The organism is Flavobacterium nitrogenifigens (assembly GCF_003254565.1).
In the GTDB taxonomy this organism is placed as follows: domain Bacteria; phylum Bacteroidota; class Bacteroidia; order Flavobacteriales; family Flavobacteriaceae; genus Flavobacterium; species Flavobacterium nitrogenifigens.
In genome coordinates, this window is the sequence record NZ_QJRI01000182.1 from 86,363 (window position 1) to 113,306 (window position 26,944).

Here is a 26,944-nt window from a genome sequence, read left to right on the forward strand (position 1 = left end):
ATATGGCTAAAGCAACTGCAAAAAAACGTAAAGTTATCGTTGAATCAACGGGTGAGGCTCATATTTCTGCCACTTTTAATAACATTATTATTTCTTTGACTAATAAGAAAGGTGAAGTTATCTCTTGGTCTTCAGCTGGTAAAATGGGTTTCAGAGGTTCTAAAAAGAACACTCCTTATGCGGCTCAAATGGCAGCAGAAGATTGCGCTAAAGTAGCACTTGAGGCAGGACTTAAAAAAGTGAAAGTTTATGTAAAAGGACCAGGTAACGGACGTGAGTCTGCTATCCGTTCTATTCATAACGGTGGAATTGAAGTTACTGAAATTATTGATGTTACTCCAATGCCGCACAACGGATGTCGTCCTCCAAAAAGACGTAGAGTTTAATTTTTTATTTTTATAGTATAAACAAGGTAGAACATAGATTATCGAAGGATTAGACCTGAATTCATAATTTCTACCTTAAAATTTTTTTTAAAATGGCAAGATATACTGGTCCTAAAACCAAAATCGCTCGTAAATTTGGCGAGGCAATCTTCGGAGATGATAGATCTTTCGAAAAAAGAAATTACCCACCTGGACAACACGGGATGGCTAAAAAAAGAGGAAAAAAATCTGAGTATGCTGTTCAGTTAATGGAAAAGCAAAAAGCTAAATATTCTTACGGAATTTTAGAAAAACAATTCAGAAATTTATTCGAAAAAGCATCAGCGACTAAAGGAGTAACTGGTGAAGTTTTATTACAATTATGCGAAGCAAGATTAGATAATGTTGTTTTTAGAATGGGAATTGCTCCATCTAGAAGAGGTGCGCGTCAAATCGTTTCTCACAGACACATTACTGTAAATGGAGAGGTTGTTAATATTCCTTCTTACCACCTTAAGCCTGGTGATAAAGTTGCAGTTCGTGAAAAATCTAAATCTTTAGAAGCTATCGAACGTTCTTTATCAAATTCAAGTCATGTTTATGAATGGATTACTTGGAATAATGATCTTAAAGAAGGAACTTTCGTTTCTGTACCTGCGAGACTTCAAATTCCAGAAAACATTAAAGAACAATTAATCGTAGAGTTGTACAACAAATAATAATTGACTTAGTCGAAATTTATGGCAATATTTAATTTTCAAAAGCCCGATAAAGTTATCATGATCGATTCAACCGATTTTGAAGGTAAATTTGAGTTTAGACCTTTAGAACCTGGTTACGGATTGACAGTTGGTAATGCACTTAGAAGAGTTTTGCTTTCAGCGTTAGAAGGTTATGCAATTACATCTGTTCGTATCGAAGGTGTAGATCATGAGTTTTCTACTATTTCAGGTGTTGTTGAGGATGTTACCGAAATTATCCTTAATCTAAAACAAGTACGTTTCAAACGTCAGATTGAAGATATCGATAATGAATCAGTTACTATTTCTGTTTCTGGTAAGGATCAATTAACAGCAGGTGATTTTCAAAAATTTATCTCAGGTTTTCAAGTTTTGAATCCAGACCTTGTTATCTGTAATTTAGATTCTAAAATCAAATTGAACTTCGATTTAACAATCGAGAAAGGTAGAGGATACGTTCCTGCTGAAGAGAACAAAAAACAGAATGCTGCAATTGGAACAATTTTTACAGATTCTATTTTTACTCCGGTAAAAAATGTAAAATATGCAATCGAAAATTTCCGTGTAGAGCAAAAAACAGATTACGAAAAATTAGTTTTTGAAATCAAAACTGATGGATCTATTAATCCAAAAGATGCTCTTACTGAAGCTGCTAAAGTTTTAATTCACCATTTCATGTTATTCTCTGACGAAAGAATTACACTTGAGGCTGACGAAATTGCACAAACAGAATCGTATGATGAAGAGTCATTGCATATGAGACAATTGCTTAAAACTAAGCTTGTTGATATGGATTTATCTGTGAGAGCATTAAATTGCTTGAAAGCGGCTGAAGTTGATACACTTGGTGATTTAGTATCGTTCAATAAAAATGACCTAATGAAATTCCGTAATTTTGGTAAAAAATCTTTAACTGAACTTGATGAACTTGTTGCAGTGAAGAATTTAACTTTCGGGATGGATTTAGCTAAATACAAATTAGATAAAGAATAATTTACTTCATATTTTGCTCTCCATAGTGGATCGTAGCAAGATGAAGATAAAAAAAACACGTCATGAGACACGGAAAAAAATTCAACCACTTAAGCAGACAGACTGGACATAGAAAAGCTATGTTAGCTAATATGGCTTGTTCTCTTATTGAGCACAAACGTATTAACACTACTGTTGCTAAAGCTAAAGCGCTTAAACAATTTGTTGAGCCTTTAATCACAAAGTCAAAAGAGGATACGACTCACAATCGTCGTATTGTTTTTGCTTACTTACGTAACAAATACGCTGTAACTGATTTGTTCAGAGATGTTGCTGCTAAAGTAGGTGACCGTCCAGGTGGATACACTCGTATCATTAAAGTTGGAAATCGTTTGGGAGATAACGCTGATATGGCGATGATCGAACTTGTTGACTTCAATGAACTTTACAACGGAGGTAAAAAAGAAGTTAAAAAAGCGAAAAGCCGTCGTGGTGGTAAAGCTAAAAAAGCTGAAACTGCTGCTCCTGAAGCCCCTGCTGCTGAATCAGAAACGACTACTGAAGCTTCTGAATAATTATGAGAGTAATCATTCTATAGTATTAAAGGATAAACTAATTTTTAGTTTATCCTTTTTTTTTGATTTTTTTGAAACGAGAGAAATGTAACTTATTTAAAATGATAGGTTTTATTTTTACGAATGAAAGTTTTAAAAAATCTTGGAAGGGCTATTTTAAAGAAGTAAATTTGCAAAATTCTAATTACACTTAAAACCTACGTTTTGGTTTTATAACTTGATTAAAAAAAAACAATACAAATTAAATAATGAAATACACAACACGACAAAGCGCCATTTTATTACTTAGTGACGGAACAATCTTTCACGGAAAATCTATCGGAATCAGCGGTAAAACTTTTGGTGAAGTTTGTTTTAATACTGGAATGACAGGGTATCAGGAAATCTTTACCGATCCTTCTTATTTTGGACAGATAATGGTTGCTACAAATACACATATCGGAAACTATGGTGTTAATGATTCTGAAGTTGAATCTGATAGTATTAAAATTGCCGGTTTAGTTTGTAAAAACTTTAGTTTTAATTATTCTAGAGAAAATGCTTCTGGAAGTTTAGAAGATTATTTTACTAAACAAAATTTGATCTGTATTTCTGATGTTGATACGCGTGCACTTGTAAGCTATATCCGTGACAATGGTGCAATGAATGCTGTTATTTGTACAGATGGAACTTCAATCGAGGACTTAAAGAAGGAATTGGCTAATGTGCCAAATATGGAAGGTTTAGAGTTAGCTTCTAAAGTTTCAACTAAAGAACCATATTTCTTTGGGGATGAAAATGCTACCTATAAAATCTCGGCTTTAGATCTTGGGATTAAAAAGAATATTTTAAGAAATCTTGCTAAAAGAGATTGTTATATTAAAGTGTATCCTTTCGACTCAACTTACAAAGATATGTCTGAGTTTAATCCGGATGGATATTTCTTGTCAAATGGGCCTGGGGATCCAGATCCTTTATTCGGAGCAATTCAGGTGGCAAAAGAAATTTTAGCCGATAATAAACCTTTATTTGGAATCTGTCTAGGGCACCAAGTGATTGGTCTAGCAAATGGTATTGAGACTTATAAAATGTTTAATGGCCACCGAGGAATTAATCATCCAGTTAAAAACATCATTACAGGCAAAGGTGAAATAACTTCTCAAAATCACGGGTTTGCTGTTAGAAAAGAACAATTAGAAAATCATCCAGAGTTAGAAATTACTCACTTACATTTAAATGATGGCACTGTTGCTGGAATGCGAATGAAAAACAAAAATTGCTTTTCAGTGCAATATCACCCAGAGGCTAGTCCAGGACCACACGATTCGTCATATTTGTTTGACCAATTTGTGGAGAATATTAAAAGTAGCAAAGTCTAAAACGATGTAGTTAATAAATAAACGGGTTTAATGACTAAAGCTCGCTTATAGTATTAAATATTTTTATAATTTCGAAAAAAAAATATAATTTATTAATAAAAAACAAAAATAATGAGTATTATAATTAAAGTTCACGCAAGACAAATTCTTGATTCTAGAGGTAATCCTACTATTGAAGTTGATGTAGTAACTGAAAATGGAGTTTTAGGTAGAGCTGCTGTTCCGTCTGGAGCATCAACTGGAGAGCACGAAGCTGTTGAATTACGTGATGGAGGTAAAGCTTATCTAGGGAAAGGTGTTTTGAATGCAGTGAATAATGTAAATACTATTATTGCTGAAGAATTAGTTGGAACTTCTGTTTTCGAACAAAACACAATTGACCAATTAATGATTGATTTAGATGGTACTCCAAACAAATCTAAATTAGGAGCTAATGCTATTTTGGGTGTTTCTTTAGCTGCTGCAAAAGCTGCTGCTAACGAACTTGGTTTGCCATTATACAGATATGTAGGTGGTGTTTCTGCTAATACGTTACCAGTTCCAATGATGAATATCATCAACGGTGGTTCTCACTCTGATGCACCTATCGCATTCCAAGAGTTTATGATTTTCCCAGTAAAAGCAACTTCTTTTACACATGCTATGCAAATGGGAACTGAAATTTTCCACAACTTGAAAAAAGTATTACACGATAGAGGTTTAAGCACTGCAGTAGGTGATGAAGGAGGTTTTGCTCCAAACTTAGCTGGTGGAACAGAAGATGCTTTAGATACTATTAAATTAGCAGTTGAAAAAGCTGGATATTCTTTCGGTGACGAAATTATGATCGCTCTTGACTGTGCTGCTTCTGAGTTTTATGTAAACGGTAAATACGATTACACTAAATTTGAAGGAGAAACTGGAAAAATCAGAACTTCTGCTGAACAAGCTGAATACTTAGCTGAACTTGCAGCTAAATATCCAATTATCTCTATCGAAGACGGTATGTACGAAGATGACTGGGATGGATGGAAAGCTTTAACTGAAAAGATTGGTGATAAAGTACAATTAGTAGGTGATGATTTATTTGTTACTAACGTTGCTCGTTTATCAACTGGTATCGAAAAAGGAATTGCTAACTCTATCTTGGTGAAAGTAAACCAAATTGGAACTTTAACTGAAACAATTGCTGCTGTAAACATGGCGAAAAATGCTGGTTATACATCTGTAATGTCTCACCGTTCTGGAGAAACTGAAGATAATACAATTGCAGATTTAGCTGTTGCTTTAAACTGTGGTCAAATTAAAACAGGTTCTGCTTCTCGTTCAGACCGTATGGCTAAATACAACCAATTATTGAGAATTGAAGAAGAATTAGGAAGTACAGCTTATTTCCCTGGTTTGAATGCTTTTAAAATCAAATAATTGAACAAATTATATATTGGAAAAAACCATCCGCCGCCGCGGATGGTTTTTTTTGGACTTTTAACAAATTCATAGCAGTATTCTTTTTTTAATTAGTCTTAAATTCATTAGATTTGATAAATTATTATTTAAAGAATTATTTCCAGTATATTATGTCAAAAATAGCTACATTAGAAATAGATGGTAAGAAGGTTGAACTTCCAGTAATCACAGGGAGTGAAAACGAATCAGCTATCGATATTAACAAATTACGTGATTTAACAGGTTATATTACTCTTGATCCAGGGTATAAAAATTCAGGATCTTGTACAAGTGAAATTACTTTCCTAGATGGAGAGGAAGGAATTTTGCGTTACAGAGGATATTCAATCGAAGATCTTGCTGAAAAAGCTAGTTTCTTAGAGGTTTCATATCTTTTGATTTTTGGTGAATTACCTACAGCTAAGCAATTAGAAGATTTTGAAAATGGTATTAAAAAACATTCTTTGGTAAACGAAGAAATGAAAAATATCATTGACGGTTTCCCTAAAACAGCTCACCCAATGGGAGTGTTATCTGCTTTAACAAGCGCTTTAACAGCTTTTAATCCAAAAGCAGTTAATGTTGATAACGAAAAAGAAATGTACGAGGCTATTTGTAAAACAATGGCAAAATTTTTAGTGATTGCTACATGGACTTACAGAAAATCTATGGGTTATCCTTTAAATTACTATGATAACACAAAAGGTTATGTAGAAAGCTTTATGCAATTAATGTTTAAATTGCCTACAGGGCCTTACGCTGCAAATCCTGTAATTGTAAACGCTTTAGATAAATTATTTATTCTTCATGCAGATCATGAGCAAAACTGTTCTACTTCTACAGTAAGAATGGTAGGTTCTTCTCATGCTGGTTTATTTGCTTCAGTTTCTGCAGGGGTTTCTGCTTTATGGGGACCACTTCATGGTGGTGCAAACCAAGCTGTACTTGAAATGTTAGAAGAAATAAACAAAGACGGTGGAGATACAGATAAGTTCTTAGCTAAGGCAAAAGACAAAAATGATCCATTCCGTTTAATGGGCTTCGGACATAGAGTTTATAAAAATTTTGACCCAAGAGCTAAAATCATCAAAAAAGCAGCAACAGAAGTATTAGAAACTTTAGGTGTTGAAGATCCGATTTTGGATATTGCTAGAAAATTAGAGAAAGCTGCTCTTGAAGATGAATACTTCAAATCAAGAAACTTATATCCAAACGTTGATTTCTACTCTGGAATTATCTACAGGGCTTTAGGAATTCCAACAGATATGTTTACTGTAATGTTTGCAATTGGAAGATTGCCAGGTTGGATTGCGCAATGGAAAGAAATGCGTGAAAATAAAGAGCCAATCGGAAGACCAAGACAAATTTATACAGGACATCCTTTAAGAGAATTTAAGTCTAATAAATAAAAAACGAAAGCTTCACTTTACTGTGAAGCTTTTTTTATATTTGCTCAAAATATAATAAAGTTATGTTGCAATTAAATGTAAAGAACGAAACGTCTCGGCTTCGGGCTGTAGTTTTGGGTTCTGCTGTTCATAATGGTCCAACTCCAACTATAGATGAGGCTTATGACCCTAAATCATTGGAACATATTAAGGCAGGAACTTATCCTGTAGAAAAAGATATGGTTGCTGAAATGGAAGCTTTTAATGCTGTTTTTCAGAAGTATGATGTAACTGTTTATCGTCCAGAAATGATCGAAAATTACAATCAGATTTTTGCTCGTGATATTGGATTTGTAATTGATGATGTTTTTGTGAAATCTAATATTCTGCCGGATAGAGAAAGAGAATTAGATGCTATTCAATATGTAATTGATCAGATTGACCCTTTAAAAGTAGTTCGCCCTCCAGAAGAAGTTCATATCGAAGGAGGAGATGTTATGCTTTGGAATGATCATATTTTTATTGGGACTTATAAAGGAAGTGATTATAAAGATTACATTACGGCAAGAACAAACATGCATGGTGTAAATTATATAAAATCTTTATTTCCTAATAAAATTGTGAAGGAATTTGATTTAGTAAAATCTAAATTAGAAGCAAGAGATAATGCACTACATTTAGATTGTTGTTTTCAACCTGTAGGAAAAGACAAAGGAATTATCTACAAAAGAGGTTTTCGTGAAGAAGCGGATTACCGCTATTTGGTGAAGCTTTTTGGAAAAGAAAATTTATTTCATATCGAAAGAAATGAAATGTATAATATGTTTTCGAATGTGTTTTCGATCGATGAAAATGTCGTTGTTTCTGAGAAGAATTTTACGAGGTTGAATAACTGGCTTCGTGAAAATGGTTTTACTGTGGAAGAAATTCCATATGCTGAAATTTCAAAACAGGAAGGTTTGTTGAGATGTTCAACTTTACCATTAATTAGAGACTAAAAATTCGTTTCAAGTTTGAAACAAAAAAAGATAAAAAATGAGACAAACTACTAATGCTATCGTGATGATTCGTCCAGTTGCTTTCAGAATGAATGAGCAGACGGCTGTAAATAATTATTATCAAAAAGTATTAGACGGACTTTTGCCAAGTACTGTTAATGCTAAAGCACAGCAAGAATTTGATGCTTTTGTAGAAAAACTAAGAGCGGTTGGTGTTGATGTAACTGTGGTAGATGACAATTTGGAGACTGATACTCCAGATAGTATTTTTCCAAACAATTGGGTTTCATTTCATGAAAATGGCGATGTGGCGCTTTATCCAATGTTTGCTGAAAATCGTCGTCAAGAACGTCGTGAAGATATTTTAGATACTTTAGAAGAAAAAGGATTTGAAATTTCTAATATTATGGATTATACTTCTGCAGAAGAAGATGGCATTTTCTTAGAAGGGACAGGAAGCTTATTATTAGATAGAGCTAATGGAAAAGCGTATTGTGCATTATCACCAAGAGCTGATGAAGAATTGTTTATAGAGTTCTGTGAAGATTTTGATTATGCTCCAGTAATTTTCGAAGCTTTCCAAACTGTTGATGGCGAGCGCAAATTAATTTATCATACTAATGTAATGATGTGTCTAGGAGAAACTTTTGCAGTTATCTGTGCCGATTCTATTGATGATAAGAAAGAGCGTAAAATGGTTTTGGATAATTTGAAAGCAGATAAAAAAGAAGTTATTTTAATTTCAGAAGATCAAGTAAATAATTTTGCTGGTAATATGTTGGAAGTTCGTGGGAAAGATGATAAGAGATATATTGTAATGAGCGCATCGGCACATCAAAGCTTGACTCCGAAGCAAATTGCCCAGTTGGAAAATCATGCAGAAATTTTAAGTTCTAGTTTAGATACCATTGAAGCCTGTGGAGGCGGAAGTGCCAGATGTATGATGGCAGAAGTTTTCTTGCCAAGAAACTAAAATAAATATTTAAAAAATAGAAAAGGGATGAGATTTATTGAAAATCTCATCCCTTTTTTTGATAACAGGTTTTTAATTAAAAATTTCCTTTAATAATATTAACAATTGCACTTACGATATATTGAATACCGATAGAAATAACTATAAACCCAACAATTCTAGAGATTGCAACAATTCCTGAAGCTCCTAGTATTCTAGCTAGATAATGAGCACTTTTTAAAATTGCAAAAATGGCTACTGCGATTGCTAAAATCGCTAAGGAAGATATTATGATTTCATTTATTTCATGATGTTCTTGATAAAATGCAATTAGAAGTGACATAGATCCTGGTCCAGCAAGCATTGGTATTGCTAAAGGTGTAAGTGCGATGTCATTTCTGTGCTGAGCTTCATTTTCAATTTTTTTGTTGATTCCTCGTTTTTTATTGAATTTACCTGAAAGTAAAGAAAAACCAGAGTTTACAATTACGATTCCTCCCGCAATTCGTAAAGCGTCGATGCTGATGCCGAAAAAAGTTAGAACATATTGGCCAATAAAATAAGAAACCAATAAAATGATAAAAACATTAATAGCAGTCCAGAGAGAGATTCTGGATCTTTCCTTTTGAGAATCGTGTTGCGTTAATCCAACGAAAATTGGAACAGTTCCGATTGGGTTTAATACCGAAAATAATGCGGCAAATAAGTAAATAAATAATTCCATATCATATTGGTTAATGAAGTAAATGTAGTTATTTTTTGATGCTTTTGTGTGAAAATATGTTATGATTATGTTTTTATTGCTATGGATTCGGAATCAAAGATATAAGCTTTAATCATTCTTTTTTGATTACTTTTGCAGTCTAAACAAAAACTATGAAAAGCAAAAAAACATTAGTTATAGGTGCATCTACAAATCCAGAACGTTATTCATTTAGAGCTGTTAGTATGTTGGTTGGGAAAGGACATTCAGTATTAGCAATTGGACAAAAAGCGGGAGAGGTTGCGGGAGTAAAAATTCAAACTAAAGCATTGCCAGTAAAAAATATTGATACCATTACTTTGTATCTAAATCCTGTTCGCCAAAGAGATTATTATAATTATATTATCGAATCGCATCCTAAACGTGTAATTTTTAATCCTGGAACCGAAAACCCAGAATTTTACCAATTATTAGAATCAAATGGTATCGAGGTAGAGGTGGCTTGTACTTTAGTTTTGTTAGCCACAAATCAGTTTTAGGCAATTATTTATTTTATTAGAGTGCAGAAAAGAAGGAGGTTTCGTAATAAATCTCTAAAAGGATGAAGCCTTGAATTTAATGGTTCTAATGTAGGCTAAACCATTAAAAGTATTATTTTTGTCGTTATGGAATTTTCATCAAAATTAATTGAAAAAGCAGTAAACGAAATGTCGCAATTGCCTGGTATAGGTAAGCGTACGGCACTTCGATTAGTTCTTCATTTGCTAAAACAACCTAAAGAACGAACTACTTTTTTATCTCAAGCATTATTGAATATGCGTGAGGATATTAAGTTTTGTGAAAGCTGTCATAATATCTCTGACACTCAAATTTGTGAAATCTGTGCTAATCCAATTAGAAACCATGAAACAATATGTATAGTTGAAGACATTAGAGATGTGATGGCGATAGAAAATACTGGACAGTTTAAAGGAATATATCATGTTTTAGGAGGTAAAATTTCGCCTATTGAAGGAGTTGGCCCCAATCAGTTGAATATTTCTAGCTTGGTGGCAAAGGTGAAATCTGGAAATGTATCGGAGATTATTTTTGCATTAAGCTCAACAATGGAAGGAGATACAACAAATTTTTATATCTATAAACAAATTGCAGATTCTGAGATTATTATCTCAACGATAGCCAGAGGAATATCGGTTGGTGATGAATTGGAATATGCAGACGAAATAACACTAGGGAGAAGTATTTTGCACAGAGTCCCTTTTGAAAAAACATTTAAAAATAATTAACCAAGCCCCCAAATAAAAGTTAGGTTTTTCCAAATATTATGGAAAAAGCTATGCTTGCCATAAAACTGAACGAATGACAAAAAAAAGTTTTTTTCTATTCTTATTAATTTCTGTATTATTTACCTCTTGTATTCCAATAAAAGATTTGGTTTATCTTCAAGATAAAAATGGTTCAGATGAACAAACAACTATTGCGGCAGTCGAATCAAAACCGTATAGATTACAAGTTAATGATGTTTTAAGTATTAATATTAAAGCAATTGATCCTAAGTTAGTTTCTATTTTTAATACGACAGAAAACCAATCTAGTCAAACAGGTAAATCTGAAGCAGGATTATATTTTGACGGATTTACAGTTGACGATCATGGAAATATTAGAATGCCAATTCTAGGTGAAATAAATGTGATTGGTTATACTCTTGAAGAAGTTCGTGTAAAAATTGAAAAGAAATTATTGGAGGAATATTTTAAAAGCGAAGCCAACATTTTTGTTACAGTTAAGTTGGCTGGTTTTAGATATACCATTAATGGGGAAGTTGGAAGTACAGGAACAAAAATACTATTTAAAGATAATGTGAATATTTTGGAAGCTGTTGCAAATGCAGGCGATATAACTACTGTTGGTAATAGAAAAGAAGTAACGGTGATTCGTCAAACTCCTACCGGTGTACAAATGCATGATATTGATCTTACAGATGTGAATGTAATGAAATCGCCGTATTATTATTTACAGCCTAACGATTATATCTATGTAAAGCCATTGAGACAAAAAACTTGGGGAACAGGTCAAACAGGGATTCAATCTATAGGGACAATAATTACATTATTGTCTTTAGCTACAACAGTTTACCTTATAATCAAATAAATTAGATTTTTTAAAATGTTAGACATTAAAGACTTTGCTATTTTTGAAAATCATTCTCATTTTGATTTTAAAGGATTTCTGCTAAAGATTGCAAGTTACTGGAAATGGTTCTTAGTAAGCTTGATCATTACTTTCACAATTGCTTATCAGATAAACATTCGTAAAGAAAAAATTTACGAGATGCAAACCATGGTTTCAATAAAAGAGGAAAATAATCCTTTTTTTACTTCAACTACAAGTTTAGTTTTCAATTGGGGAGGGGTTTCAGATAAGGTAAATGGCATTTCAACAATTCTCCAATCGAGATCTCATAACGAGTTGGTGGTAGATAAGCTTCAGTTTTATATAGATTACTTAGAGCAAGGAAAGTATAATTTAATTGACTCTTACGGAGCTGTACCATTTTATGTTAATATTGATAAAACAAAGGGACAAATTGCAAACACATTGATTAGTATAAAGTTTTTAACTGAAAACGAATATCAAATTCAGATTCCATTTGAAAACAATTCCGTTTCATTAATTACTTATAGTAATAATTCTTATAGCAATACTTCTGTACAACCTATAACTTTTGCAAAGAAATACAAAGTAGGAGAAAATGTTAATCTTCCATTTTTGAATTGGAAACTTCAGATAAATGACAACCCTGGTTTTTATAAAGGGAAAGAGTACTTTGTAAGATTTAATGATTTTGATGGAACGGTATCTCGATATAGAGGAATAAATGTAGATTCTGGTAAAAGCAGTGGATCATTATTGACTTTATCAATGCAGGGAACAAATAAAACTAGAATGGTAGATTATTTGAATTCTACTGTAAAAATGCTTATTAAAATCCAGCTTGATGGAAAAAACCAATTTGCAACAAATACTATTAGGTTTATTGATAGTACTCTCGTGGCAATGGAATCTCAGCTTAAGCAAACAGGCAATGAACTAAAATCTTTTCAAAAAGATAAAAATATTTATGAAATAGAAGGCGGAGGCTCTAAAGTTTCAGAGAAAATAATGGATTTTGATGTTGAAAAGGATCAAATTGCAAGAAAAATAGCCTATTATAATTCGTTAAAAACATATTTGAGCAATAGTGTCGATTATTCTAGATTGCCGGCTCCTTCTGTTGCTGGGATTGAGGATCCAAATATTGTCGCGAATGTTTCTAAACTTATTGCACTTTCTACTCAAAGATCTGAAATGTCTTATGCCGTAAAGAGTGAGAAAATATTTAAGGATTTTGATAACCAGATGGCGGCAGTGAAAAATGTTCTTCAAGAGAATATTGTTACTGCAAAAGCTTCTTTATTGTATGATTTATCGTTAGTAAATGCAAAAATTGGCCAAGCAGAAAGTACAGTGAGAAGGCTTCCGGCAGAACAGCAAGAATTATTGAAAATCAAAAGAAAATATGATTTAAATGATAACATCTATACAGAGTTTCTTCAAAAAAGAAATGAAGCAGAAATTGTAAGAGCGTCTAACTTGTCAGATATCCATTTTATAGATCCAGCAAAAGATATTGGCGGAGGTTTAATAGGTCCTAAAACCTCAGTAAATTATGTGATGGCTTTATTTTTAGGGATTTTGATTCCTTTATTGTTTGTTTTAGTAATTTTCTTCATTAATAATTCAATTCAGAATACTGAGGATATTAGCAAATTGACTCAGATTCCATTAATTGGAGTAATTGGTATTAATAAAGATTCAGGAAGTTTAGCGGTTTTTGATAAACCTAAATCAGCACTTTCTGAGTCTTTCAGGGGGATACGTTCTTCGCTTCAGTTTTTATATAAAAAACAGCAAGTCAGCGGATCAAAAACCTTAATGATTACTTCCTCAATTAGTGGTGAAGGAAAAACATTCTGTTCCATTAATATTGCTACAGTTTTTGCTTTAAGCGAAAAGAAGACTGTCGTTGTTGGACTAGATTTACGAAAGCCGAGATTAGCAGATGAATTTCAAATAAAATCATCTTTAGGTGTTGTCAATTATTTAATAAAACAAAATACTTTGCAAGAAATTACTAATTCGACACCAATTCCAAATTTAGATGTAATTTTATCAGGACCAATTCCACCAAATCCTTCAGAGTTAATTTTGAGTGATGGAATGAAAGAATTAATTGACGAGTTGAAACATAAATATGATTATATTATTTTGGATACACCTCCAGTTGGTTTAGTGGCAGACTCATTAGAATTAGATCAGTTTGCAGATGTAACATTGTATATCGTAAGGCAAAATTATACTAAAAAAGATATGATAACGTTGTTAAATACCAGACTTAAACGTGATGAGTTGAACAATGTGAGTATTGTATTGAACGGGTTTGAAAATAAAGCGAAATATGGTAGTGGGTATGGATACGGTTATGGTTATGGGGCGTACTCTAATGGTTATCATGAAGAAGAAGCTAAGGATGGATTTTGGAAAGTATTCGTGAATCGAATTAGAAAAAGCTAAACTTGCATAAAATGGAAAGTAAGACAAAAAAAACAATTTTAATTACGGGAGGAGCTGGATTTATTGGTTCAAACTTAACGGAGTTTTTTTTAGAATCAGGTTATAAGGTAGTTTGTTTGGATAATTTTTCGACAGGGCATCGACATAATTTAAAAGATTTTTTGGATAATCCAGATTTTAAATTAATTGAAGGTGATATTCGGAATTTAGCTGATTGTAATTTGGCGGTTGCAGAAGCAGATTATGTTTTGCACCAAGCCGCTTTAGGGTCTGTTCCTCGATCAATAAAGGACCCAATTACGACCAATGAAGTAAATGTTTCAGGATTTCTAAATATGCTTACAGCTGCTCGTGATGCTAAAGTAAAACGATTTGTATATGCAGCAAGTTCTTCAACATATGGAGATTCGCAAGGATTACCAAAAGTAGAAGATGTTATTGGAAAACCATTGTCACCTTACGCCATTACTAAATATGTAAATGAACTGTATGCTGAAATTTTTAGCAAAACATACGGATTGGAAACAATAGGTCTTCGTTATTTTAATGTTTTTGGAAGAAAGCAAGACCCTAATGGAGCTTACGCTGCTGTTATTCCAAAATTTGTAAAACAATTTATGAGTCACGAAAGCCCAGTAATTAATGGAGATGGGAATTATTCTCGTGATTTTACATATATTGACAATGTTATTCAAATGAATGAATTGGCTATGACTTCTCAAAACCCAGAGGCAGTTAACTCGGTTTATAATACGGCATTTGGGGATAGAAATACACTAAATGATTTGGTGAAGTATCTAAAAGAATATTTATCTGACTTTGATCCAAAAATAAAAGACGTTTCAGTTATTTATGGAGAAAACAGAGTAGGAGATATTCCTCATTCGTTGGCAAGCATCGATAAGGCAAAGAATATGTTAGGATATGATCCTAAATATTCTTTACAAGAAGGATTGAAAGAAGCCGTTGGATGGTATTGGAAAAATTTAAAATAAACAGATCAAGATAAAATAGATCAAATGAAAATTACAAAGATTTGCTGCATTGGTGCAGGGTATGTTGGTGGACCAACTATGGCTGTTATAGCTCAAAAATGTCCACATATTCAGGTCACAGTTGTTGATTTAAATGAACAGAGAATAGCGGATTGGAATGATCCGAATCCTGAAAACATTCCAATTTATGAACCTGGTCTTTCTGAAATTGTAGCAGAAGCAAGAGGTAGAAATTTATTTTTTTCTACAGAAGTCGATAAAGCAATAGACGAGGCTCAAATGATATTTATTTCAGTAAATACTCCTACTAAAACTTATGGAAAAGGTAAAGGAATGGCAGCTGACTTAAAATATATTGAGTTATGTGCTAGACAAATAGCGAGAGTAGCGAAACAGAATAAAATTGTAGTTGAAAAATCAACTTTGCCAGTTCGTACAGCTGAGGCAATTAAGAGCATATTGGATAATACAGGAAATGGTGTTCAATTTCAAATTCTATCTAATCCAGAGTTTTTGGCAGAAGGAACGGCAGTAACTGATTTGTTAAATCCAGATCGTATTTTGATTGGCGGAGACACAACTGAAGAAGGAGAGGAAGCAATTAATGCTTTGGTTGATGTTTATTCAAACTGGGTAAGTAGAGATAAGATTTTGACAACAAATGTATGGTCATCAGAATTGTCGAAATTGACTGCAAATGCATTTTTAGCGCAGCGTATTTCTTCGATTAACGCAATGTCAGAGTTATGTGAAAAAACAGGCGCAGATGTAAATGAAGTAGCGAGAGCTATTGGTATGGACAGTAGAATTGGGCCAAAATTTTTAAAAGCTTCTGTAGGATTTGGAGGTTCTTGTTTTCAGAAAGACATTCTAAATTTAGTGTATATTGCAAAATCATACGGATTAAACGAAGTGGCTGATTATTGGGAGCAAGTAATTATTATGAATGATCATCAAAAAAGAAGATTCTCAAATAAAATTGTTCAGACATTATATAATACAGTAGCCGATAAGAAAATTGCGTTTTTGGGTTGGGCTTTCAAAAAAGACACAAACGATACAAGAGAATCTGCGGCAATTTATGTTGCGGATGACTTAATAAACGAACAAGCTAAAATCTCAGTCTTTGATCCTAAAGTTTCTAAAAGCAAGATGTTAAACGACTTAGATTATTTAGAAACACGAACAAGTCAGGAAAACATTAAAGCTTTGAATTCATTTGAAAATGCTTATGAAGCATGTAAAGGTGCGCATGCGATTGCAATTTTAACGGAATGGGATGAGTTTAAAACTTACGATTGGAAAAAAATTTACGATTCAATGCATAAGCCAGCCTTTGTTTTTGATGGAAGAAATATCTTGAATGCTAAAGAATTAGAATCAATAGGATTCGTTTATAATGGTATTGGTTCATAAATTAGTTTTGTAGTTTGTAATAAATATGAGGTGATACGAATTTTGCTTCATTTATATAGAAGAAAAAAATGAATTGGTACGTAGTTTATACAAAACCTAAATGGGAAAAGAAAGTTGCGGATAAGCTTAATCAGCTGGGAGTCGAATGCTATTGTCCTTTAATTACTCAGGTTAAACAATGGTCAGATCGAAAAAAGAAAGTTGAGATGCCACTTTTTAATTCTTATGTTTTTGTGCAATTACCCGACTCAGACCGGAATTTAGTATTTCAAGTTGCAGGCGTTATTAGGTATTTGTTTTGGCTTGGGAAACCTGCCATTGTAAAGGATCAAGAAATTGAAATTATAAAAAAAAGTCTAAAAGCAACAAATATTAGTGATATATCGGTCTCGGCTATTCAGGTTGGTGATAAAATTAAATTAGAGTCAGGAGCATTCAGTAATCAGAATGCAATTGTACAAGAAATTTCTAATAATTATTATACACTTGTCTTGGAAACTTTAGGTTGCATTTTAAAAATAAAGTACAAATAACAACGTTATCAAATTAAAATTAAACAGAAGAGAACCTTTTTTAGATTTTTTCTTCTGTTTTTTTTATTATGTATTTATTTACAGTCTGATTAATAGGTTGTTGTAAATATTCGTTTTTTCGTTGTAAATTGTTTTGCTAGTATTACGTAAAACCGTATTGAATAACTAGACTTATTATGCTATATTTGCCGAAAATGATTAATTTGGGTGTCTGAGTCAAAATTTTGTGACTGAGAACGGCGAAGCCATGAGTTTAAGCGATCAGGATAAATAAAAAAGTATGAAGTTGGAAAATAATGTAAGAATTGCAGTTATAGGCTTAGGTTATGTAGGATTGCCTTTAGCGCGATTATTTGCTACTAAATATTCCGTTGTTGGATTTGATATAAACGAATCAAGAGTTACTTCATTACAGTGTGGTACCGATAGTACGTTAGAAGTCGAAGATGATGTTTTACAGAAAGTTTTAGTAGAAAACTTAAACGAAGAAAAAGGCTTGTACTGTACTACATCAATAAATGATATTAAAGAATGTAATTATTATATAGTTACTGTTCCTACTCCGGTTGATAAAAATAATAGACCAGATTTAACTCCTTTGTATAAATCGAGTGAAACTGTTGGGAAAGTTTTGAAAAAAGGAGATATTGTTATCTATGAATCAACTGTTTATCCGGGAGTAACAGAAGAGCAATGTGTACCCGTTTTAGAAAAAGTTTCAGGTTTAAAATTTAATGAAGACTTTTTTGCAGGATATTCGCCAGAAAGAATAAATCCAGGAGATAAGGAGCATACAGTTGAAAAAATCCTAAAAGTTACCTCTGGTTCAACTCCAGAAATTGGTTTGAAAGTCGATGCGCTGTATAAATCTGTAATTACAGCAGGAACACATCTTGCGCCTACAATAAAAGTTGCAGAAGCGGCAAAAGTTATTGAAAATTCTCAGCGAGATATTAATATTGCTTTTGTTAACGAATTGGCTAAAATATTTAATTTAATGAATATTGATACCCAAGAAGTATTAGCGGCAGCAGCTACTAAATGGAATTTTTTACCCTTTAAGCCAGGTCTTGTCGGAGGGCATTGTATAGGAGTTGATCCTTATTATTTAGCCCAAAGAGCACAAGAATTTGGATATCATCCTGAAATAATTTTAGCTGGAAGACGTTTGAATGATAGCATGGGAGAATATGTTGCTTCGCAAATCGTGAAGTTGATGATAAAAAAAGGAATTTCAGTTAATGGTGCTAGTCTCTTGATGTTTGGAATTACTTTTAAAGAAAATTGCCCAGATGTCCGTAACACTAAAATTGTTGATGTAATAAAAGCGTTAAAAGATTACGGAATAACAGTTGTAGTTTTTGATCCACTTGCGAATATTGAGGAAGTAGCGAGAGAGTACAAACTAGAAACTGTAAATATTTTGCCTAAAGAAAAATTTGATGCATTGGTATTAGGAGTGGCTCACTCTGAATTTCTTGAAATTGATTTTTCAAATTTGCAAAAAGATAAAAGTTTAATTTATGATGTAAAAGGAGTTTTAGGATCTTTAGCCGACAATAGGCTTTAAGTTTTAAATTTTTTTTTTTTTATTTAAAAATATATGAGTTCAGATAAATCTATTACACATGTAATTCTTACTGGAGGAGTTGGAAGTAGACTGTGGCCTCTTTCGCGTAAAAGTCGACCAAAACAATACCTTGAAATATTTGATGGAAAATCTTTGTTTGAAATGACTGTTGAAAGAAATAGCCATTTAGCAAATAAAGTGATGGTTGTTGGAAATGTTGATAATTTTCAACTTAGTGGCAAAGTAATGGATAAAACAAGCACTTCATATATAAATATTGTTGAAGCGACTCCTAGAAATACTGCTGCGGCAATTGCATTTGCAGCATTTGCTTCAGAACCCAATGATATTTTAATTATAACCCCTTCTGATCATATTATTGATTTAATGGAGAATTATAATGAAGCAATAAATGAAGCGGTCACTAAAGCTGACGAGGGTTTTATTGTGACTTTTGGTGTAATTCCAACTAAGCCAGAAACTGGTTATGGTTATATAGAAGCTAAGGGCGATAACGTAGTTTCATTTCGAGAAAAGCCAAACGAAACGACTGCAAAGGAATTTATAGCAAAGGGTAATTTTCTATGGAATAGTGGTATGTTTTGTTTTAAAGCTAGTGTCCTTTTGGAAGAATTAAAACAATTTCAGCCAGATGTCTTTAAAAAATCAAAACAGGTATGGGAAGCAAGTAAAGATGGTTTCTTAGATTTAGATTTATCTATGGAAATTCCATCAATTAGTATAGATTACGCCGTGATGGAAAGAAGTAAAAAAATTAAGGTTGTTCCGGCTTCTTTTTCTTGGTCAGATTTAGGCTCTTTTGAATCTGTTTATGATTACTTAATATCAAAAGGACATCCAACTGACGCTAAAGGCAATATGGTTATTGGATGTGATAAACATACGACCTTTCTTGGTTTAGAAAATACTATTTTTGTCTATACAGATACCGCTAATTTGATTTTACAAAAAGAAAGTTCGCAAGACGTAAAAGATATTTATACCGAATTAGAAAAACAGAATTCAGAATTATTAAAGTAAAGTAATCACAAAGATAAAATGAAAAAAATTCTTATAACTGGAGGTGCTGGTTTTATTGGGTCACATGTAGTGAGAAGATTTGTTAATAAATATCCAGAATATCACATTTTCAATTTGGATGCATTAACTTATGCAGGAAATCTAGAAAATATTAAAGATATTGAAGATAAATCCAATTATACCTTCGTAAAAGGGGATATAGTTGATGAAGTTTTCATTAATGAACTTTTTTCAATTCATAGTTTTGATGGTGTTTTACATTTAGCGGCTGAATCTCATGTTGACCGTTCGATTGAAGACCCTTTGGCATTTGTAAAAACAAATGTAATTGGTACCATGAACTTGTTAAATGCGGCTAAAAACCAGTGGAAGAATAATTTTGATGGAAAAAGATTCTATCACATTAGTACAGATGAAGTGTACGGAAGTTTAGGGGCAGAAGGGTTATTTACAGAAACAACGGCCTATGATCCTAATTCACCTTATTCTGCTTCAAAAGCTAGTTCTGATCATTTTGTTAGAGCGTATGGTGAAACTTATGGCTTGCCGTATGTTTTAACAAATTGTTCTAATAATTATGGATCTTATCATTTTCCTGAAAAATTAATTCCTCTATTTATAAATAACATAATTAATAATAAACCATTACCAGTATATGGAGATGGAAACTATACTCGTGATTGGTTATTTGTTGAAGATCATGCTATTGCGATAGATTTAGTTTTTCATGAAGGAAAGAATCATGAAACTTATAACATTGGTGGGTTTAATGAATGGAAAAATATTGATTTGGTAAAATTATTATGTCAGATTATGGATCAAAAGTTAGGAAGATCTGAGGGAACTTCTCAACAATTGATCACATTTGTAAAAGATAGACCTGGACATGACTTAAGATATGCAATAGATGCCTCAAAAATTAATAAAGAATTGGGATGGAGGCCGTCAGTAACATTTGAAGAAGGCTTAGAAAGAACTATCAATTGGTATCTGAATAATGAAGAATGGTTGCAGAATGTAACTTCTGGATCATACAAAGATTATTATAAAAAGCAATATTCTTAAACTAAACTTGTTTTAAATTTATTTTTTAAGATTAAATAAAATCAACATGAAAAAAATAATTTACGTTCTTATTCTGTTTTTTACCTTTTTACTTTCTTATAATGTTAATGCACAAGATATTCTAAAGGGTAAAGATTTAAGTACAATTAAAGTTGATTATCTATCTGATGATGATTTAGCTAAAATTAGTGCACAACTAAAAAGTAATAATACTACAATTGAACAAGTTGAGCCAATGGCATTATCAAAAGGGATGAGCCAAACAGAATACGATAAATTAAAGGTTAGACTTAATGAATATTCGGCTGGTTTAAACAAAGGCATTGAGGGTAAATCCCAAAAAGAAGAGGATAAAAGTGGTTTTGGTAGAAAACAAAACAAAATTAAAAATAACAAAGTTAAAGACTCTACTAATGTTTTGATTTTTGGTTCTGAATTATTTGATAATCCAACTTTAAATTTTGAACCAGACTTGAAGATGGCAACTCCAGTAAATTATGTTTTAGGGCCAGGTGATGAGTTGCAAGTAAGTGTTTATGGTGTTCAAGAGTATAATGCGTCAATACCAGTCTCTGTTGAAGGAAAGGTCGCTATTCAGTATGTGGGACAGATTTCAGTGTCTGGAATGTCTATTGAAGCGGCTACTCAAAAAATAAAAGCCGCGATTGCAAAAGTGTATAGTACTGTTCGTTCGGGACAATCTCAGGTAAGCGTTAGCTTAAGTCAGATAAGAACAATTAAAATAACAATTGTAGGAGGTAAACAACCTGGGAATTACTCGATTTCTTCTCTAGCTACGGTCTATAATGCTTTACATTTAGCAGGTGGTCCAGGAAAGAATGGAAGTTATAGAAATATCGAATTAATTAGAAATAATAAAGTCTATAAGAATATTGATATATATAGATTCTTAGTAAAGGGAGATCAATCTGACAATGTTACTTTAAAAGAAAACGATGTCATAAGAATTCCAGCTTATAGCCAACGAGTTACTGTAGAAGGAGAAGTTAAACGCCCAGGTATTTTTGAAATGAAAAAAGGGGAAACCTTTGCTGATTTATTAAATTTCGCATCAGGTTTTAATGAATTTGCTTATACAGCTTCTGTAAATGTATTGCAGAAAACGGGTAAAGAATTTAAAGTTCATGACATAAATGAAAGTGAATATAATTCATATCTTCCTCAATCAGGAGATGTTTTTAGAATAACCAAAATTTTAAACCGTTTTGAGAATAGAATTAAAATTGAAGGGGCGGTTTTTAGGCCAGATTATTATTCGTTTACAGAGGGTATGCGTGTTTCTGATCTTATTACTAGAGCTGAAGGACTAAAAGAAGATGCGTACAGTAAAAGAGCACGAATAATACGTCTAAAAACTGATTTGACAACAGAAATTATGAATGTCGATTTAGATGCTGCATTGTCAGGTGATTTAAATGCTGATATTGAATTAAAAAGAGAAGATATAGTTACTGTTTATTCTATTCTTGATTTTAGAGAAGAATATAAAGTCACTATTGATGGAGAAGTAAAGAACCCTGGGGTATATGATTATTTAGAGAATTTGACTCTTAACGATTTAATTGTTCAAGTTGGAGGTTTGACTGGATCAGCATCTAAAAGAGTTGAAATTGCTAGAATGATAAAATCTGATATTATAGATGATTCAGATCCAAAACGTATTGAGTTAGTTCAATTCGAAATTACTGCAGATAATAATGAACAAGCCAAGAATTTTATTTTAAAACCTTTTGATGTAGTTAATATTCGAAGAATTGCAGTTTATGAAAAACCACAAATGGTAGTTATAAAAGGTGCAGTTGCATATCCTGGTAAATATGTTTTGGCAAACAAAAAAGAAACGGTTTATAATGTTGTAATGAGGGCTGGTGGTTTGACATCTGTAGCTAATTTAGAAGGAATGAAAATTCTTAGACCCATTAAAGAAGATCAAATTGAAAAATTAAAAAGTGTAGATTTGAATTTGAAAACAGATACGCTAAATAATAAATTAATAAATAAACTTGAAAATGAATTAAAATTTTCGACAATTCCAATTAACTGGGAAAAAATAGTAAAGAACAAAAATCATTATTCCAATGTGACTCTTTTTCCAGGCGATGAAATAGAAGTTGCTGTCTATAATGAAGGTGTAAAAGTAACAGGAAATGTATTATTGACATCTGAAATTCCATATAGATCAGGGAAAGGATTTAAATATTATATTAATGCGGTTGGAGGAGTTGATAGTAAAGGTTGGAAGAAAAAAGCATATATAATTTATCCTAACGGAAAAGCTGATGTAACTAAATCATTTTTGTTTTTTAGATCATACCCAAATGTAGAGCCTGATTCTCAGATAGTTGTACCTGAAAAACCTGAAACTAAAAAGATGAGCACAGGAGAATGGGTAAGTATAGGAAGCGTATTAACAAGTTTAGCATTATTGATTGTTACAGCATTTAAATAGGTAGGTTTTTTATGGATAATATTACAAAAGAGAAAGATGAAATTTCTTTAAAAGATTTAATTGAAAATCTTAAAGAATGGTACGTTTTTTTACTTACAAAATGGAAAACTATAGTTACTTTAGTTATAGTTGGCGGAACTTTAGGTTTGACTTATTCATTACTTAAAAAGCCAATTTATACTGCTACATTATCATTTGCATTGGAAGACGATAATTCAAATGTTAATATTGGTGGGGCTCTAGGTTTAGCAAGTAGTTTAGGTCTTGATGTTGGAGGTAGTGGTGGTGGAATGTTTTCAAGTTCAAATTTGACACAACTTTTTAAATCGCGTTCCATGGTTGAGAAAACATTATTATTACCTGTTAACGTTGATAATAAAGTGATTTCACTTGCAGAGATGTATATACAAAACAATAACTGGCGCAAAAAATGGGAAGGGAAACAAAGATTTGAGTCTGTTCAATTTTTACCTAATGCTAACCGAAAGACTTTTACTAGAGATCAAGATAGTATTATGGGGGCGATGTATGAGAAATTATCTAAGTCGGAATTAAAAGTAGAACAAAAAGATAAAAAAATTTCCATTATTAATATTGAGGTTTCTGATAATGATGAACTTTTTGCAAAATACTTTTGTGAAGGTTTGGCTATAAAGGTTTCTGAGTTTTATGTTTCAACAAAAAGTAAGAGGGCTAGAATAAATATGGATATTTTAGAGCGACAAAGAGATTCAATTCGAAGTGAGTTAAATTCAGCTATTACTGGAGTTGCTGTCGCAACTGATAATACTTTTAATTTAAATCCAGCTTTAAATGTACGTAAAACACCATCAGTTCGCCGACAGGTTGATGTACAAGCGAATACTGCCATTTTAACTGAGTTGGTAAAACAAGTAGAATTGGCTAAAGTTACCTTAAGAAGAGAGACTCCTTTGATACAGATAATTGACAGACCTATATTGCCATTACAAAAAGAACGTTTTGGAAAAGCTAAAGGATTGGTGATTGGTGGTCTTTTAGCCGGTTTTATTACAATATTGTGGTTAGTCTTGAGGAAGTTGTTAAAAGATTTATAATTTAAAGAATTGTTTAATATTTAAGAAATTAATTGTAACATTTGGTTTTCTTAATGAAATTTAAGGTTAATATGTTGTGCTTATTTTTTTATAAGTTAAAAGAAATTTGGATTGTTATAGTTTTCAATAAAAATATTGGATATAGTACATAGTATTGTAAAATTACAGTCTAATAAAATGAAATATTTTATTAGAAAATTAATATAAAAAGTAGGGTTATTTTGGGTAAGTTAAAAAAGGGCATTTTAATTAATGACATTAAAAACAAAATTAACATTGAAAGTAAAAGAAACAAAAATATTCTAAAACATATTGGTTGGTCTTTTTTTTTCAAGATTGGAACGATTGCAATTAGTTTTATTTTAATACCTATTACTATTGATTATTTAGATACCGATAATTATGGTGTTTGGTTAACATTAAGCTCGTTTATATCTTGGTTTTCATTTTTTGATATAGGATTAGGAAATGGACTTCGTAATAAATTTACCGAAGCTAAAGCAAATAATAATTATGAAATAGCGAAGGCATATGTTAGTTCTGCTTATTTTACTATTGGAGCCATTAGCCTTTTTATAGTCTTAGTCTTTTTTATTTTAAATCAATTTATTGATTGGACTTTGGTTTTTAATACGAAAGAAAGTTTAAGCGGAGATTTATCTGTTTTATTGCCTATAATATTTGCTTTTTTCGGATTGCAATTAGTTTCTAAATTGATTGTTACTATCTATCAAGCAGATCAGCATCATTCTATTGAAGGTAAAATTCAATTTTTTTCTCAATTATTATCCTTAATTGTTATTTGGCTTCTTACTAAAACTAATAGAAGCTCTTTGCTGTTGTTCGGGAGTTTGATTTCTGCTATTCCAGTAGTTATTCTTTTAATTTTTAATTTTATTAGTTTCAATACAACTTATTTGGCATTTAAACCAGAGTTTAAATTATGGAAAAGGGAACATTTAAATGATATTTCAAATTTAGGTTTTAAGTTTTTCATAGTTCAAATCGCATCTTTAGTTTTATTTTCAAGTGATAACTTTATTATTATTAAGTTATTTGGACCAGAAGATGTAGTAAAGTATAATTTAGCGTTTAAATATTTTTCGATTGTTACAATGGGCTATACAATTTTGCTCACACCATTTTGGTCAAGCTTTACAGAAGCCTATGTAAAAAAAGATTTCATTTGGATTAGGAGAACTGTTTCGACGGTTCAAAAGATTTGGCTTTTAGTTCCAATTTTGCTTTTAATAATGATTTTTATTTCAAAATGGTTTTACAATTTTTGGATAGGAAATAATATAGAGATTCCTTTGAATTTATCTTTGAGTATGGCGCTTTTTGTTTTAATGATGACGTTCAATATGATATACGTTAATTTTATAAACGGAGTCGGAAAAATAAAGTTGCAGTTATATACGTCTATCATAACAATGATTATAAACATACCCTTAAGTATATTTTTTGGTAAATATTTAGGATGGGGACCTTCAGGTGTTGTTTTAGCAACATGCTGTTCTTTAATATATGCTATTATACTTCGACCATTACAATATTTTAAAATAATTAATAATACAGCAAAAGGTATTTGGAATAAATGATGAATAAACTAATCTTTTTAAAAGCCTATTTGAGAGGCTTTATTGTATCTAAGTTTAAGGTGCAAAATAATAATGCGGAGACAAATCGATATAAAGATTATGGAATACTTAATCCTTCGATCGGAACAGCTAATCTTGGTGATTTAATAATTTATGACAGTGTTTATAGTAAACTAAGGAATATCTACCCAGACGACTTGTTTACAGATTTTCCTACCCAATTATATACATCTCATGATGCTATGATTTCAATGAATGAACGTCATTTGTTGTTTGTTTCAGGAACAAATTTACTATCTTCAAATCTAGATCGAATTTTTCAATGGAAAATTCATTTTGGACATAAACGACTTTTGAAAAATAAGGTTGTGCTTATGGGGTGTGGTTGGTGGCAATATCAAGGTGGAATTAATAAATATACAGCAGCCATTTATAAAACTATATTATCTAAAGATGTTTTGCATTCTGTTAGAGATGAGTACACTGCTAATAAATTGAAAAGTATAGGTATTAATAATGTTATAAATACAAGTTGTCCTACATTATGGAGCCTTAGTCCTGAAAAATGTAAGCAAATACCGGTATCTAAGGCTAGTGAAGTTGTGACTACTTTAACTTTTTATCATAAAAACAGTGAACTTGATAAAACCATGTTACGTATTTTATCAGAGAATTATAATAAGGTTTATTTATGGATTCAAGGTATGAATGATTTTCATTATTATAACGAAATTAACGAAAACTTTCATAACATTGAACTTATCTCTCCATCAATTGAGGCATACAATAACCTTCTTGAAAAGGGAAATATTGATTATATAGGAACTAGATTACACGCAGGAGTAAGAGCATTGCAAAAAAATATTAGAACTTTGATTTTGGCTGTTGATAATAGGGCAATAGAAATAAGTAAAGATGTTAACTTAAATGTAATTAAAAGAGAAGATGTTCTTGATATGGTAAATTTTATAGATAATGATTATGTTACTAATATAAAGTTGCCAACAGGTAATATTGATAAATGGATCTCTTCCTTAAATAAATATAAATAATAAAAGGTTTTTAACTGTATAAGTATTTTTTTAAA

24 protein-coding genes are annotated in these 26,944 nt (G+C 31.7%); 23 read left to right on the forward strand and 1 reads right to left on the reverse strand.

Annotation, left to right across the window (positions count from 1 at the left end; genetic code table 11):
- Positions 1-2: 2 nt before the first annotated feature.
- From rpsK to ctlX, 9 genes are all read left to right on the forward strand, one after another.
- The gene (rpsK, locus tag DM397_RS22035) at positions 3-386 is read left to right on the forward strand and encodes a 30S ribosomal protein S11 (protein WP_026727866.1); all 384 of its coding nucleotides are present in this window, start codon (positions 3-5) and stop codon (positions 384-386) included.
- Positions 387-478: 92 nt separating this feature from the next.
- A complete protein-coding gene (gene rpsD / locus DM397_RS22040; protein ID WP_111364450.1) occupies positions 479-1,084 on the forward strand; it encodes a 30S ribosomal protein S4 in 606 nt (201 codons plus the stop codon).
- Positions 1,085-1,105: 21 nt separating this feature from the next.
- Complete coding sequence (locus DM397_RS22045) at positions 1,106-2,098, forward strand: DNA-directed RNA polymerase subunit alpha (RefSeq protein ID WP_008464329.1); 993 nt, start codon at positions 1,106-1,108, stop codon at positions 2,096-2,098.
- A gap of 62 nt (positions 2,099-2,160) precedes the next feature.
- On the forward strand, positions 2,161-2,652 hold the full coding sequence (rplQ, locus tag DM397_RS22050; protein WP_008464331.1) for a 50S ribosomal protein L17: 492 nt from the start codon (positions 2,161-2,163) through the stop codon (positions 2,650-2,652).
- Positions 2,653-2,900: 248 nt separating this feature from the next.
- Positions 2,901-4,010: a glutamine-hydrolyzing carbamoyl-phosphate synthase small subunit gene (gene carA / locus DM397_RS22055; RefSeq protein WP_111379750.1), complete on the forward strand. Its 1,110-nt coding sequence runs from the start codon at positions 2,901-2,903 to the stop codon at positions 4,008-4,010.
- Between the two features lie 111 nt (positions 4,011-4,121).
- Positions 4,122-5,414: a phosphopyruvate hydratase gene (gene eno, locus DM397_RS22060; protein WP_008464336.1), complete on the forward strand. Its 1,293-nt coding sequence runs from the start codon at positions 4,122-4,124 to the stop codon at positions 5,412-5,414.
- A gap of 152 nt (positions 5,415-5,566) precedes the next feature.
- Positions 5,567-6,844, forward strand: a complete 1,278-nt coding sequence (locus DM397_RS22065) for a citrate synthase (RefSeq protein ID WP_111379752.1) — start codon at positions 5,567-5,569, stop codon at positions 6,842-6,844.
- A gap of 62 nt (positions 6,845-6,906) precedes the next feature.
- Positions 6,907-7,821, forward strand: coding sequence for a dimethylarginine dimethylaminohydrolase family protein (locus DM397_RS22070; RefSeq protein WP_111379753.1), 915 nt, complete (start codon positions 6,907-6,909; stop codon positions 7,819-7,821).
- Positions 7,822-7,858: 37 nt separating this feature from the next.
- Entirely contained in the window at positions 7,859-8,794 is a 936-nt protein-coding gene (gene ctlX, locus DM397_RS22075) for a citrulline utilization hydrolase CtlX (protein WP_111379755.1), read from the forward strand.
- Positions 8,795-8,870: 76 nt separating this feature from the next.
- Here ctlX and DM397_RS22080 read toward each other — a convergent pair whose 3' ends face one another.
- On the reverse strand, positions 8,871-9,497 hold the full coding sequence (locus DM397_RS22080) for a MarC family NAAT transporter (RefSeq protein WP_095931487.1): 627 nt from the start codon (positions 9,495-9,497) through the stop codon (positions 8,871-8,873).
- A 152-nt stretch (positions 9,498-9,649) separates the two neighbouring features.
- Between DM397_RS22080 and DM397_RS22085 the strand changes: the two genes are divergently transcribed.
- The 14 genes from DM397_RS22085 (at position 9,650) to DM397_RS22150 (ending at position 26,909) form a co-directional block, all read left to right on the forward strand.
- Complete coding sequence (locus DM397_RS22085) at positions 9,650-10,015, forward strand: CoA-binding protein (protein WP_111379757.1); 366 nt, start codon at positions 9,650-9,652, stop codon at positions 10,013-10,015.
- A 126-nt stretch (positions 10,016-10,141) separates the two neighbouring features.
- Entirely contained in the window at positions 10,142-10,762 is a 621-nt protein-coding gene (gene recR, locus DM397_RS22090; protein ID WP_111379759.1) for a recombination mediator RecR, read from the forward strand.
- A gap of 73 nt (positions 10,763-10,835) precedes the next feature.
- Entirely contained in the window at positions 10,836-11,627 is a 792-nt protein-coding gene (locus tag DM397_RS22095; protein ID WP_111379761.1) for a polysaccharide biosynthesis/export family protein, read from the forward strand.
- A 15-nt stretch (positions 11,628-11,642) separates the two neighbouring features.
- Positions 11,643-14,090, forward strand: coding sequence for a polysaccharide biosynthesis tyrosine autokinase (locus DM397_RS22100; protein WP_111379763.1), 2,448 nt, complete (start codon positions 11,643-11,645; stop codon positions 14,088-14,090).
- Positions 14,091-14,101: 11 nt separating this feature from the next.
- On the forward strand, positions 14,102-15,085 hold the full coding sequence (locus DM397_RS22105; RefSeq protein ID WP_111379765.1) for an SDR family oxidoreductase: 984 nt from the start codon (positions 14,102-14,104) through the stop codon (positions 15,083-15,085).
- 24 nt (positions 15,086-15,109) lie between these two features.
- Positions 15,110-16,501: a UDP-glucose 6-dehydrogenase gene (locus DM397_RS22110; RefSeq protein ID WP_111379767.1), complete on the forward strand. Its 1,392-nt coding sequence runs from the start codon at positions 15,110-15,112 to the stop codon at positions 16,499-16,501.
- Positions 16,502-16,569: 68 nt separating this feature from the next.
- Positions 16,570-17,034: a UpxY family transcription antiterminator gene (locus DM397_RS22115; RefSeq protein WP_111379769.1), complete on the forward strand. Its 465-nt coding sequence runs from the start codon at positions 16,570-16,572 to the stop codon at positions 17,032-17,034.
- A 280-nt stretch (positions 17,035-17,314) separates the two neighbouring features.
- Entirely contained in the window at positions 17,315-18,604 is a 1,290-nt protein-coding gene (locus DM397_RS22120) for a nucleotide sugar dehydrogenase (protein ID WP_111379771.1), read from the forward strand.
- A gap of 33 nt (positions 18,605-18,637) precedes the next feature.
- The gene (locus DM397_RS22125; RefSeq protein ID WP_111379773.1) at positions 18,638-19,645 is read left to right on the forward strand and encodes a mannose-1-phosphate guanylyltransferase; all 1,008 of its coding nucleotides are present in this window, start codon (positions 18,638-18,640) and stop codon (positions 19,643-19,645) included.
- 18 nt (positions 19,646-19,663) lie between these two features.
- Positions 19,664-20,710: a dTDP-glucose 4,6-dehydratase gene (rfbB, locus tag DM397_RS22130; protein ID WP_111379775.1), complete on the forward strand. Its 1,047-nt coding sequence runs from the start codon at positions 19,664-19,666 to the stop codon at positions 20,708-20,710.
- Positions 20,711-20,756: 46 nt separating this feature from the next.
- The gene (locus tag DM397_RS22135) at positions 20,757-23,180 is read left to right on the forward strand and encodes an SLBB domain-containing protein (RefSeq protein ID WP_111379777.1); all 2,424 of its coding nucleotides are present in this window, start codon (positions 20,757-20,759) and stop codon (positions 23,178-23,180) included.
- Positions 23,181-23,191: 11 nt separating this feature from the next.
- Entirely contained in the window at positions 23,192-24,256 is a 1,065-nt protein-coding gene (locus tag DM397_RS22140) for a Wzz/FepE/Etk N-terminal domain-containing protein (protein ID WP_111379779.1), read from the forward strand.
- A 221-nt stretch (positions 24,257-24,477) separates the two neighbouring features.
- Positions 24,478-25,857, forward strand: coding sequence for a lipopolysaccharide biosynthesis protein (locus DM397_RS22145; protein ID WP_162615508.1), 1,380 nt, complete (start codon positions 24,478-24,480; stop codon positions 25,855-25,857).
- Positions 25,854-26,909: a polysaccharide pyruvyl transferase family protein gene (locus tag DM397_RS22150; RefSeq protein ID WP_111379783.1), complete on the forward strand. Its 1,056-nt coding sequence runs from the start codon at positions 25,854-25,856 to the stop codon at positions 26,907-26,909. Before DM397_RS22145 ends, DM397_RS22150 begins: the two co-directional genes overlap by 4 nt.
- The last annotated feature ends 35 nt before the right edge of the window (positions 26,910-26,944 follow it).